This is a genomic window from Sporomusa termitida (assembly GCF_007641255.1).
GTDB lineage: Bacteria > Bacillota > Negativicutes > Sporomusales > Sporomusaceae > Sporomusa > Sporomusa termitida.
The window spans coordinates 3,126,373-3,138,065 of sequence record NZ_CP036259.1 but is presented as its reverse complement, the minus strand read 5'-3'; the positions used below and the strand labels follow the sequence as shown (position 1 = coordinate 3,138,065).

The window sequence follows — 11,693 nt, the reverse complement described above, 5'->3', positions numbered from 1 at the left end:
CGCTATTACGACGAAAATAACTATATAATTGAAATTATAATGCCAGTTAAGGAGGAGGAACATGCCTAAAGTAGATTACAGGAAGGATTATAAAGACTTATATTTGCCTAAAGCCATTCCCGCAATCATTGATGTGCCAGCAATGGTCTATATCATGGTGAATGGGCAAGGCGACCCTAAGGGAAAAGAATATCAGGACGCTGTTGCTCTGTTGTATGCCCTTGCCTATACCATAAAAATGAAGGGCAAAGAAATTGCCGGCTATTTTGAGTATACTGTTTTTCCGCTTGAAGGTTTGTGGTGGTGTGAAGGCGGTGCCTTTGCTGTTAACCAACGGCATAACTGGCGCTGGATTGCGATGATACGCCAGCCGGAATTTGTTACACCCGCTGTTTTCCAGTGGGCAGCAGCGATGACCCACAAGAAAAAGCCGGAGCTTGATTTTACCAAACCAAGGCTTGAAGTTTTCAACGAGGGTTTATGCGTCCAAATGCTGCACAGCGGGCCGTATGCGAACGAGCCGGTTACGATTGCAAAAATGAAAGCGTTTATGGCGCAAAACGGCCTTGCCGATAGGACGGGAACAGACCGCAAGCACCATGAAATCTATTTATCCGACCCCAACAGAACCAAGCCGGAAAAATTGAATACGGTATTGAGACTGCCTGTTTCCAAATAAGCAGAAGCAGGGGACCCCTATTTTGCTTCGCTGTTTGTTGCGTTGTTGCGAAGCAAAATGTCCGTCCCCGCGCTTCAAAACGCGGCAGAAACGCATTATTGAATATTTTATGGACCCCTTTCTCCGATACCGCAGTGAAGGGCTGCGGGAACGGTGAGGCTGAAGGCTGATCAGTGACACCTGGTTAAAATCTTTACCCCGGCGATAAATATTGCAGGAATTTTCGGGCTATTTTTCGAACCTCTACAACAATAATGTCGGGGCGCTGATAGGGGTGTGGCAGATGCTAAGAGATAAACCAACCGGGTTAGCCAGTAAAGATTTGGCCTGGAAAGCGTTTATTGGCAAGGGGAAGCTGGAGCGTCATATTATCCTGCCTGAGATTGCAGACTCGTGGGTGAGATGCTCGCAGGCCGGTCTTAATTCTGATGACGGCAGGGCGCAGAATATTTTGGCACAAGCAGACGTCAGGCTGCTGCTGGAAAAGAATCAGGATATTATTAATATCGCCAAGCCGTTTATGGCTAATATTTATGAATTCTTCCGCGATTCAGGCTTTATTGTGGTGTTAGCCGACGGGAACGGCTATGTAATGGAGTGCTTTGGGGACCGGGATTCGCTGACCAGTGCCAAAAAGCTGCATTTTGTCCGGGGAGCCAGCTGGCGGGAGGGTGATGTGGGCACAAACGCCATTGCCATTGGGCTGGCGACCGGTAAACCGGTGCAGGTTTCCGGCGCCGAGCATTATTGCGCCAAACATCACTGGTGGACTTGTTCGGCTGCGCCTATTTATGGCGTTGACGGTCGGATTGTTGCCTTTCTCGATTTATCAGGACCCGCTCAGGCCGCCTATTCGCATACTTTGGGTATGGTTGCGGCTGCCGCGAACGCGATTAGCATGCAGATCGGCATGGAGCAAAAAAAGTATGAACTGTCTTTGATGAATAAGCACTTATCGAGTATATTTAATACAATGTCGGAAGGGGTAATTTTATTTGATCGTTTGGGGTTAGTCAAAGAATACAATCCTATTGCCAAAAAGCTATTGGGACGAAGCGGCGCTCTGCTGCCGGGCGCTTCGGTGCAGACCATTTTTACAGGGAATAATCAATTAATACAACAGTTGCTAACCGGCAAAGAGACCCAGATTGAACTGGAGTTCCAGACCGGCTGTGCTGCAGGGCCAAACCGTTGTATCATCTCGGGTGAGTCAATCCTTGACAAACAAGGCTGCAGCAATGGCGGGGTTATTGTCTTGCGGCCTGCCGAAAAGAGGCATAGCTTAATCAGCAGGGCCAGCGGTTACCATACGACTTTTCAATTCAAAAGTATCCTGGGCAGCAGTGGCGCGATTTTAGAGGCTGTGCGCCAGGCGGCCGCGGCTGCCGTTACTGCGTCTAATGTTGTTTTGCAGGGGGAAAGCGGGACCGGGAAGGAGATGTTCGCCCAGGCAATCCACAACAAAAGTGCCAGGTCCAGTGGTCCGTTTATTGCGTTAAACTGCGGCGCCATCCCCAGAGAGTTGGTGGCCAGCGAATTGTTTGGCTATGAGGAGGGTGCGTTTACCGGGGCCAAGCGTGGCGGCCGGGCCGGCAAATTTGAATTAGCTGCCGGCGGCACCCTGTTTCTGGACGAGATCGGTGATATGCCGTTAGAGCAGCAGGTTGCCCTGCTCCGGGTGCTGCAGGAAAAGAAAGTTTCCCGGATTGGCGGCAATAAGCTGATCCCTGTTGATGTGCGCATTATTTGTGCGACAAATAAAGATTTAAGCCGGCTTGTTAAAGACGGAATGTTCCGGCAGGACTTATACTACCGTTTGAATGTATTTAAGATCGAAATTCCACCTTTGCGGCAGCGGCAGGGGGATAGCGAATTACTGTTCCGTAATTTTGTTAAGCAGATTGGCAGTGAGCAGGGACGTGTGTACACGGTTGATGCCAGTGTATTTGCCCTGATCAACCGGTACAATTGGCCGGGGAATGTCCGGGAACTCCACAATGCTGCCGAAAGAGCCTGCAACATGGCAGCAAACGGTGTTATTTCCGTGTCCTGTTTCCCAACTGAGATTTGCTGTCCCCCTATGGCCCTGAACCAGGTTATGACCGGCAATAAGGCGATAAAGCAGGGCTTACTTGATTATGAAATTGCCAGGATCAGGGCGTTACTGGCGACCGAGGGCGGCAATATCAGCAGGGTAGCCGGGATACTGGGAATTGCGCGCAGTACGCTTTATCGGAAAATTAAGAGGCACTCCATTCACTAGTGGGACATCATTGTTGCAAAGTGTAGCGTAAGGTACGTGAACGCTACAGAGTGCTACAATCAATGCTACAACACCCGTTGTAAGCAAGCGGTATATTTGCAGCCGGAAAAAAATAGATATTTCAGAATTGTGCTAATACAAGGAACTGAAGCTCCTGCCAGGGGGTTGACAGTTCTTTTTTTGTGGTTGGCACAGGATTTGCAATTGTAGTGGTTGCGCATGGTCATTCCTGCAGCTCAGTGAAAACTTGTTAAACGGAGGTGATAAGGTGAAACGCAAACGATTTATTGTCGAACTGGGCATGGGCGCTGATTTACACGGCGGCGATGCCACTAAAGCCGCCCAGCGGGCCGTAAAAGACGCCATATCCAGAAGTTGTCTCTGTGGTTTATTCGATATTGCCGGCATCAGTGACCCTGACCAGATGCAGGTGGAAGTGCGGATCGGCTGTCCGCAGCCGGAAAAAATCAAAACCGCTGCGGTCAGGGAGGTAATACCGTTTGGGGCTGTAACGGTGGAAACGGTGTCAGGGGGGCTTGCAGCCCAGGGGCTGCACCTGCCGGCGCTCGGGGAAGGGGATACTATTGTTGTTGCTGTGGCTGCACTTACTGTATATGTTGAAACGTCTGCAGCTGGCTAAGTCTATTGCCATGTACGAGCAAAGAAGAGAAAACGGAGGGAGAATTATGGAAATTACCAAAGAGAAATTGCTGGGCTTTTATGAAACTATGCTCACCATCAGAGCGTTTGAGAACAAAGCGGTAGAGTTGTTCGCCGATAATCAACTGCCGGGGTTCGTGCATTTGTATCTGGGGGAAGAGGCGGTCGCCACCGGTGTTTGCGGCAGCCTGACCGATAAGGACTATATTACCAGTACCCACCGGGGCCATGGGCATTTGCTGGCCAAAGGCGGCAAGGTTGACCTGATGATGGCCGAATTGTTCGGCAAGGCTACCGGCTATTGCAAAGGCAAAGGCGGCTCTATGCATATTGCCGATGTTGAGCTGGGTATTCTGGGGGCCAACGGCATTGTCGGCGCCGGCCAGCCGATTTCAGCCGGGGCGGCGTTTGCCTGCCAGTATAAAAAAACCGATGCTGTGGCCGTATGTTTCTTTGGCGATGGCGCATCCAACCGCGGTACTTTCCATGAGGCGCTGAATATGGCTTCCATCTGGAAACTGCCGCTGGTGTTTGTTTGTGAAAATAACATGTACGGTATTTCCAATTGCCAGCGGCAGCACATGCGGATTACCGACGTCTCAGACCGGGCCGGCGCCTATGGCATCCCGGGGGTGACGGTGGACGGCAATGATGTGATTGCTGTTTACGAAGCGGCAGCGGCGGCGGTTGCCCGGGCCAGGAAAGGCGACGGCCCCAGCCTGATTGAATGCAAGACCTGGCGATGGCGCGGTCATTTTGAAGGTGATCCCGGCGCCTACAAAGACCCGGCCGAGCAGGAAGTCTGGCTGCAGAAAGATCCCATTCCCCGGTTTGAACACAAGCTGGTGGAGCTCAAATATGCCAGCAATGCTGAATTAGATGAAATCAAGGCCAAAGTGGAGGCGCAAATTGCGGCGGCTATTAAATTCTCGCAAGACAGTCCGTACCCTGGCCCGGAAGACGCTTTAACCGACGTGTACGCGGAATAATCTTATTTAGGAGAGGGTGAACATGATGACAGAAATGACTTATGCTGAGGCTATTAGAGACGGGATGCGCGTGGAAATGCAAAGAGATCCCAATGTTTTTATCTGGGGCGAGGATGTAGCCAAGTTTGGTGGTTGCTTTGGCGTGACCGGCAACCTGTTTACCGAGTTCCCCGGGCGGGTGATTGACACGCCGATCAGTGAAACAGCCATTGTGGGCGCGGCCGTTGGCGCGGCCGCCGCCGGTCTCCGTCCGATTGCCGAGATCATGTTTGTGGATTTTATGGGGGTTTGCCTGGATGAGCTGTTCAATCAGGCGGCAAAGATGCACTATATGTTTGGCGGCAAGGCTAAAATCCCAATGGTGCTGAGAACTCCCTGCGGCGCCGGAATGGGCGCTGCCGCGCAGCATTCGCAATCCCTGGAAGCCTGGTTTACGCATATCCCCGGTGTAAAAACGGTAATGCCCTCGACCCCGGCCGATGCCAAGGGACTGATGGCGGCGGCGGTCCGGGATAACAATCCGGTCATGTATATCGAACATAAGCAGCTGTTTGGCGTCAAAGGCGATGTGCCTGAGGGCGAGTATGTTATTCCCCTCGGCAAGGCCGATATAAAGCGAGCCGGCTCTGACGTAACGATTGTGGCCTGGTCCTGGATGGTGCAGAAAGCCCTGGTCGCAGCCGAAGCCCTGGCCGGGGAGGGGATTAACGCCGAAGTGCTTGACCCCCGTACCCTGATCCCGCTTGATACCGACAGTATCTTACAATCGGTAGGCAGGACCGGCAAACTGGTTATTGTGCATGAAGCGGTTAAAACCGGCGGCTTTGGCGGTGAAATCGCCGCTTTTGTGGCGGAGGAAGGAATGGATCTGCTGGATGGTCCCATTAAACGGGTGGCTATGCCTTTTGCCCCGATTCCATTCAGCCCGGCGCTGGAACGTATTGTCATTCCCAGTGAGGAACAAATCGCGGCTGCCGTTAAAAGCCTGTTCTAACCAGCATACAAGGTGGTGAGGGGAGTATGGGGCATGTCGGCATCATCGCCAATCCGGCATCAGGTAAGGATATCCGGCGGCTGGTGGCGTACGGAACGGTTGTGGATAATCAGGAAAAGGTGAATATTGTCCGGCGGCTTATTCTCAGTCTGGCGGCTGCCGGCATTACCAAAATCACCTATATGCCGGAGTATTATGGCATTGTCCCGGGGGCGGCGGCGAGCATTTGCAGCCGGCACCGGCCGGATATGGAACTGACAGCGGCCGAGATGTGTATGACCGGCACCCAGCTGGACAGCTTTCAGGCCGCCGCCATTATGGCCCAGGGCGGGGCCGGCTGTTTGATTACGCTGGGCGGTGACGGCACAAACCGCATGGTTGCCAAGGGCTGCCAGGCTGTGCCCCTGCTGCCGATTTCCACGGGGACGAACAATGTTTTTCCCACGTTGGTCGAAGGCACAATCGCCGGTTTGGCGGCCGCCGTCGTTGCCCAGGGGCTGGTAACCGGGGCACCGGCGATAAAACCCAGTAAAAAGCTTAACATCTATAAGAATGGCCGGCTGATTGATTGTGCGATTGTTGACGCGGTTGTGCTTAATGAAGCCTTTATTGGTTCAAGGGCAGTCTGGGATGCAGCCAAAATCAGGCGGATTGTCGTGACCAGAGGCGAGCCGCATAACATCGGCATAGCGTCAATCGCCGGTAATCTGGTGCCGGTAACGCCCGTTGAGCCCCGCGGAGCCGATATTGAAGTCGGTCCGGGCAGCATTCAGCTGCGGGCGCCGATTGCCCCCGGCCTGATTGAACAGGTACCGGTCCGGAATTATCGCTATATCAGGCTTGGTCAGGTTATTGAGGTCAATGAAGCCTGTGTAATTGCTTTGGACGGCGAGCGGGAGGTTGAGATCCGGGGCGGGGAACAAGCTCACATTGAGCTGACTTTTGACGGGCCTAACGTAATCGATGCCGAAGCGGCGCTGCAGCTAGCTGTCGCCGGCGGCTACAGTAAGTTCAACACCAATGTAAACCCAGTTCACGATGAGGAGGAGCAGTAATGGCCACAGAGGTTAATATGCCGAAACTAGGCTTGTCCATGAAAGAAGGTACTGTAGGCAAATGGCTGATCAATGAAGGCGATCCGGTCAAGAAGGGCGAGGCCCTGCTGGAGGTCATGACCGATAAGATCGCCAATAAAATTGACGCCCCGGCCGACGGGGTTTTGCTAAAGATTGTTGCCAATAAGAAAGCAAAACTGCCGATTGGCGGTCTCCTGGGGGTTATTGGCAAGGCCGGCGAAGATATCAGCGAGCTGCTCCGGGCTGCCGCCGACAGTACCGCTAAAGCAGTGCCGGCCGGTAAGGCCGCCGGCGGGCAGCCGGCCAGGAAAGCCGTGGCGGCCGCGCCAGGCGCCAGGGTGAAAATCTCCCCGGCCGCCCGGGCGCTGGCCCAGGCCAATGCCATTGATTATACCGTGATTGCCGGCACCGGGCCGGAAGGCCGGATTGTCAGGGAAGACATAGAACAGGCCATCGCTAATGCCGCCGCCGACACCGACGATCGCGCTGTCCTTGAGGTTATTCCTTATGAGGGCATGCGCCAGGCTATCGGTGAAAACATGGCCAACAGCTGGGCTGTGGCGCCGAAGGTTACGCATCATGCGGGTGTGGATATAGCAGCCCTGCAGGCTTTGCGGGCCACTATAAATGCCGAGGTTAAGGATACCGAGAAAATCTCCGTTACCGACATCCTTGTTAAGGCGGTGGCGAAAGCCCTGCAGGCTCACCCCCGGCTTAACTCGACCCTGAGCGGGGAGGAGATCCGGGTTTTGCAGGATATCAATGTCGGGGTGGCCATCGCGATTCCGGACGGATTAGTTGTGCCGGTTGTTAAGAATGCCAACCAAAAGAGCCTGGCCGATGTCAGCAAGGAAATTAAGGATTTTGCCAAACGGGCCCGGAAAAACAAGCTGGACCCGGCCGAGATGACCGGGGGCACCTTTACCATTACTAATTTGGGCGGTTACGGATCGGTCGATTACTTTACGCCCATTATCAATCAGCCGGAGTCGGCGATCCTAGGTGTCGGGCGGACTGTCAGGCAGCCTGCTGTTCAGGGGGAACAAATTGTCATTAAACCCATCATGGGTTTGTCGCTGGCCTTTGATCACCGGGTAATCGACGGCGCGCCGGCAGCAGAATTTTTGGCCTTGTTAATTAAACTGATTGAGCAGCCCTATAAAATCTTTATTTAAGCCTGACAAAATAAAAAGAAAAGGCAGGGAGATACAATGGCAGGAGATTGCATGGAATTAGAGAGTGAACTACAGACGGGTATGGAGCAGGTGCAAGCTGAAAGCCCGGAGCTGATGGCCGCGTTCGTGCAGATGGATCAGGCCGCCTATGTGGAAGGGGAATTAGAGCGCAAGTACAAAGAACTGATCGGGATCGGCATCGCCCTGGCCGTACGCTGCGAATATTGTATGAATATTCATGTCAAAAATGCCTTGGCCGAGGGAGCGACCAGAGAGGAAATCCTGGAAGCGGCCGCAGTCTCCGTAGCCTTTGGCGGATCACCGGCGATGGCCTACCTGTCCACTACGATTATGAAAGCGCTTGACGCGTTCGAGTAATGGCTAACACTGCCGGTAGGGCTACTGACAGACCACCATGGCTTACTTTGCCGGTACCTGAAGAACCGGCGCTTAACCGGATGAAAGCGCTGCTGGACCAAGGCCGGTTACATACCGTGTGTGAAAGCGCCGACTGTCCCAATATCGGCGAATGCTTTGGCAATAAGACCTGTACGTTTATGATTTTAGGCAGCCACTGTACCCGGAATTGCCGCTTTTGCGCCGTGCCTCACGGCAGCCCCGCGGCGGTGGACCCTAATGAACCGCAGCTGCTGGCCGCAACTGCCAGGCAGTTAGGGTTACAGCATGTTGTTATTACGTCGGTGACCCGGGACGATCTTGCCGACGGCGGGGCCGGACAGTTTGCGGCCGCTATCGGGGCGGTGCGGGCACAGCTGCCTAAGGCCGGCATCGAGGTACTTATTCCGGATTTTAAAGGCAGTATGCCGGCCTTGGAAATTGTGCTCCAGGCGAATCCCGATATTCTTAACCATAATATTGAAACTGTTCCCAGGCTGTACCCGGTTGTCAGGCCGCAGGCGGGTTATTCGCGCTCTCTGGCGCTAATAACCCGGACCAGCCAGGCCGGGATATTACCCAAATCAGGCCTGATGCTGGGACTGGGTGAGAAAATCGCGGAAGCAGTTGCAGTAATGAAGGATTTACATCAGTGCGGCTGTAAAATGCTGACCCTGGGACAGTATCTCAGCCCGTCGCCGGCTCATTTGCCTGTTAAGGAATACATACATCCTGATGTGTTTACAGAGCTGGCGCAGACCGCGCAAAAAATCGGCTTTCGGCAGGTGAATGCCGGACCGCTGGTGCGCAGTTCCTATCACGCCGGGTATTCCTTGGCCGAACTGATCCAGGCTTGATCAGCCGATACGAATCGGTATTCAGAGGGAGGGATGACAATGCTTAAAGCAGCTTTTATCTTTATTGCGCCTGAGGCTGACAGCGAGCAGCACCGGGCGGTAATCGCCACGCCGGCGGTAGCGTTGACTGTTGTGGGGGTAAGCGATGTCCGGGCGGCTGTTGCCGCCGTGGGCGAGCTTGTTGAACAAGGCATAAGCGCGATAGAATTATGCGGCGGCTTCGGACACGAAGGGGTGGCAGCCGTTAACAAGGCCGCCCGCAAGCAGGCTGTCGTCGGGGTGGTGCGGTTTGATGTTCACCCCGGGCTGGCTGGAAAAAGCGGCGATGATGTTTTTTGAGAGCGCAGATTGGACCTAAAGCCTGCCGGTTAGTCCTGTTAGGGCGCCGGCCTTATGGCGAGGTCTGGCAATTGCAACAGGCGGTTGCGGCGGCCCGCCGCCGCGGCAGTTGCAGCGACACCTTGCTGCTTGTTGAGCATTTGCCTGTATACACGCTGGGCAGGTCCGGCAGTATGGACAACATTAAGGTCGCCGGTGATGCCCTGCTGGCGAAGGGACTTGAGGTTATTGAAGTCGACCGGGGCGGGGATGTCACCTATCATGGCCCCGGTCAGCTGGTCGGGTATCCGATATTGGACCTCAGGGGCTATAAACAGGACCTGCACCGTTATACAGAGATGCTGGAGGAAGTAATTATCAGGACACTGGACCAATTCGGCATCAGGAGCTTCCGGGAAAATGGGCTAACCGGGGTCTGGACTGATAGCGGCAAGATAGCCGCCATCGGCATCGGCGCGCGCGGCTGGGTAACCATGCACGGTTTTGCCCTGAATGTACAGCCTGATATGAGTTATTTCGGCTTGATTAATCCTTGCGGGCTAACCAACCGGCCGGTTGCGTCCATGCAGGCACTGGGGGTTGAGGCGACCCTTGCTGAAGTCTGCCAACAGCTGGCTGCCCAGTTTGCCGGTGTTTTCGGTGTAGAGTTCTCCTTAATTAAACAGGCTTGCTTACACGGAGGGCAGTGAATGGACCTATATCGGCTGGGAGCTATACCGTGGGCTGAGACCCAGGCTATCTACCATGCATTGGCACAAAAGCAACAGGAAGGACTGGTCATCTGCCGCCCGGCCGGACGCTGTGTCTGCCTCGGCTTGCATGATGACTTGCAGCAAGAGGTCAACACCGGGTATTGCGGGGACCATAATATACCAATCATCAGGCGGGATATTGGCGGCGGCATGGTGCTGCTGGCCGAGGAACAGATCTTTTTTCAATTGGTGCTGCGGTCCTTCAATCCGCTCCTGACAGGCCGGCGCGAGGAATTCTTTGTACAGTTTTTACAACCGGCCATAAAAACGTTAGCAGACTTTGCGGTCAGGGCCGCGATTAAGCTGCCGGCCGACATTGTTGTTAACGGCAAAAAAATTTCCGGCAACGGGGCCGGCGATATCAATGGTTTTTCCGTATATACAGGCAATATTCTGCTGGCTTTTGACCGCACGGCCATGGCCAATGTTCTCCAGGTCCCGGGCCGCCGGTTCCGCGAGCAGCTCCGGTTGTCAATGGCGCGGTATTTAACCTCGCTGAGTGAAGAACTGGGTTATATGCCGGCCTATGGGGCTGTGGAAGACAGACTGGTTTATCATTTTTCTGCCTGGCTGGACCTCCGGCGGGGTGAATACTCGCCGGCGCTGCGGCAAGCCGTCAGGCAGGCGGCGGAGTATCTGACCAGTCCTGAATTTTTAAATCTGCCCGGCAAGCGGACCAGGGTACGTCAGGTAAAAATCAAGGAAGGAACTTATGTACGCCTGCAGCCGTTTCCCCAATGCATCAAGACAACCGTTGCCGGCCAAAGCGGCTGTGGCAGCCGGCGGGGAGGACCCTGCGCGGGTTATGCTGTCCTGGTGATCCAAAATAATAAAATTATTGAATTTGAGAGTCAGGAGCTGCCGTGCCTGGAGCCCTATAATTTGCCGGCGCTGGCCGCCGGTCTTACCGGCCGCAGCTGGCGGGAGCGTGATGTCAGGCTTGCCCTGACAGAGTGGTGCCGCCGGGATGAGAATGGTGCAGTTAAGATTTTTAAGGACATATTAATCGACTGGATAGTAGCCAGACAGGAAACAGGGAGTGATTTTTAGTGGCACAATATGAGATTCCGCAAGGGCTTTATTATACAAGGGATCATGCGTGGGTAAAAGTGGAAGGAAACACAATCCGGATTGGCATTACCGACTTTATGCAAAAATTGGCGGGAGAGATTACTTTTATCAGGATTCCCCGGGTTGGCAAAACCCTGGCGGCCGGGGCAACGCTCAGCTCCATCCAGTCCGGGAAGTGGGCCGGCAAGATTCAGGTGCCGCTGGCGGGCAAGGTGCTGGCGGTCAATAGCGAACTGCCGGGTAATCCGAAGCTGTTAAACAGCGACAGTTATGGCGCGGGCTGGATTTGCGTTATGGAACCCGATAATCTGGCCGCAGGGCTGCAAGATCTCATTCACGGTGACGACGCCGACAAATTTTTTACCGAGGAACATGCAAAGTTTGCCAAACCAGAGTAACTTTAACAGCTGAAGCCAACCTTGTCGCAGAAAGGAGTATCGAT

At 54.0% G+C, this 11,693-nt stretch carries 13 protein-coding genes; all 13 read left to right on the top strand.

All coding sequences use genetic code 11. The features are described from left to right. The first annotated feature begins 61 nt into the window (after positions 1-61). The 13 genes from SPTER_RS14810 (at position 62) to SPTER_RS14750 (ending at position 11,649) form a co-directional block, all read left to right on the top strand. The gene (locus tag SPTER_RS14810; protein ID WP_144351086.1) at positions 62-679 is read left to right on the top strand and encodes a GyrI-like domain-containing protein; all 618 of its coding nucleotides are present in this window, start codon (positions 62-64) and stop codon (positions 677-679) included. A gap of 283 nt (positions 680-962) precedes the next feature. Then, positions 963-2,942, top strand: coding sequence for a sigma-54-dependent Fis family transcriptional regulator (locus SPTER_RS14805; protein ID WP_144351085.1), 1,980 nt, complete (start codon positions 963-965; stop codon positions 2,940-2,942). A 268-nt stretch (positions 2,943-3,210) separates the two neighbouring features. Further along, a complete protein-coding gene (locus SPTER_RS14800; RefSeq protein ID WP_144351084.1) occupies positions 3,211-3,582 on the top strand; it encodes a Lin0512 family protein in 372 nt (123 codons plus the stop codon). Positions 3,583-3,628: 46 nt separating this feature from the next. Beyond that, entirely contained in the window at positions 3,629-4,591 is a 963-nt protein-coding gene (locus SPTER_RS14795; RefSeq protein ID WP_144351083.1) for a thiamine pyrophosphate-dependent dehydrogenase E1 component subunit alpha, read from the top strand. Positions 4,592-4,613: 22 nt separating this feature from the next. Next, entirely contained in the window at positions 4,614-5,585 is a 972-nt protein-coding gene (locus tag SPTER_RS14790; RefSeq protein WP_211367288.1) for an alpha-ketoacid dehydrogenase subunit beta, read from the top strand. A gap of 26 nt (positions 5,586-5,611) precedes the next feature. Continuing rightward, entirely contained in the window at positions 5,612-6,640 is a 1,029-nt protein-coding gene (locus SPTER_RS14785; protein WP_144351082.1) for an ATP-NAD kinase family protein, read from the top strand. Next, positions 6,640-7,836: a dihydrolipoamide acetyltransferase family protein gene (locus tag SPTER_RS14780; RefSeq protein ID WP_144351081.1), complete on the top strand. Its 1,197-nt coding sequence runs from the start codon at positions 6,640-6,642 to the stop codon at positions 7,834-7,836. Before SPTER_RS14785 ends, SPTER_RS14780 begins: the two co-directional genes overlap by 1 nt. 36 nt (positions 7,837-7,872) lie before the next feature. After that, complete coding sequence (locus SPTER_RS14775) at positions 7,873-8,214, top strand: carboxymuconolactone decarboxylase family protein (RefSeq protein ID WP_144351080.1); 342 nt, start codon at positions 7,873-7,875, stop codon at positions 8,212-8,214. Further along, entirely contained in the window at positions 8,214-9,089 is an 876-nt protein-coding gene (gene lipA, locus SPTER_RS14770) for a lipoyl synthase (protein WP_144351079.1), read from the top strand. Before SPTER_RS14775 ends, lipA begins: the two co-directional genes overlap by 1 nt. Positions 9,090-9,128: 39 nt before the next feature. Then, entirely contained in the window at positions 9,129-9,428 is a 300-nt protein-coding gene (locus SPTER_RS14765; RefSeq protein WP_144351078.1) for a DUF6506 family protein, read from the top strand. Further along, positions 9,425-10,117, top strand: coding sequence for a lipoyl(octanoyl) transferase LipB (lipB, locus tag SPTER_RS14760; RefSeq protein ID WP_144351077.1), 693 nt, complete (start codon positions 9,425-9,427; stop codon positions 10,115-10,117). The genes SPTER_RS14765 and lipB overlap by 4 nt, the downstream gene beginning before the upstream one ends. After that, a complete protein-coding gene (locus SPTER_RS14755; RefSeq protein WP_144351076.1) occupies positions 10,118-11,230 on the top strand; it encodes a lipoate--protein ligase family protein in 1,113 nt (370 codons plus the stop codon). Next, positions 11,230-11,649, top strand: coding sequence for a glycine cleavage system protein H (locus tag SPTER_RS14750; protein WP_144351075.1), 420 nt, complete (start codon positions 11,230-11,232; stop codon positions 11,647-11,649). Before SPTER_RS14755 ends, SPTER_RS14750 begins: the two co-directional genes overlap by 1 nt. The last annotated feature ends 44 nt before the right edge of the window (positions 11,650-11,693 follow it).

Excerpts from the sequence above, each read along its gene's own strand:
- SPTER_RS14810 (WP_144351086.1), top strand. The coding sequence starts at position 62 with ATGCCTAAAGTAGATTACAGGAAGGATTATAAAGACTTATATTTGCCT.
- SPTER_RS14805 (WP_144351085.1), top strand. The coding sequence starts at position 963 with ATGCTAAGAGATAAACCAACCGGGTTAGCCAGTAAAGATTTGGCCTGG.
- SPTER_RS14795 (WP_144351083.1), top strand. The coding sequence starts at position 3,629 with ATGGAAATTACCAAAGAGAAATTGCTGGGCTTTTATGAAACTATGCTC.
- SPTER_RS14790 (WP_211367288.1), top strand. The coding sequence starts at position 4,614 with ATGATGACAGAAATGACTTATGCTGAGGCTATTAGAGACGGGATGCGC.
- SPTER_RS14785 (WP_144351082.1), top strand. The coding sequence starts at position 5,612 with ATGGGGCATGTCGGCATCATCGCCAATCCGGCATCAGGTAAGGATATC.
- SPTER_RS14780 (WP_144351081.1), top strand. The coding sequence starts at position 6,640 with ATGGCCACAGAGGTTAATATGCCGAAACTAGGCTTGTCCATGAAAGAA.
- SPTER_RS14775 (WP_144351080.1), top strand. The coding sequence starts at position 7,873 with ATGGCAGGAGATTGCATGGAATTAGAGAGTGAACTACAGACGGGTATG.
- lipA (WP_144351079.1), top strand. The coding sequence starts at position 8,214 with ATGGCTAACACTGCCGGTAGGGCTACTGACAGACCACCATGGCTTACT.
- SPTER_RS14765 (WP_144351078.1), top strand. The coding sequence starts at position 9,129 with ATGCTTAAAGCAGCTTTTATCTTTATTGCGCCTGAGGCTGACAGCGAG.
- SPTER_RS14755 (WP_144351076.1), top strand. The coding sequence starts at position 10,118 with ATGGACCTATATCGGCTGGGAGCTATACCGTGGGCTGAGACCCAGGCT.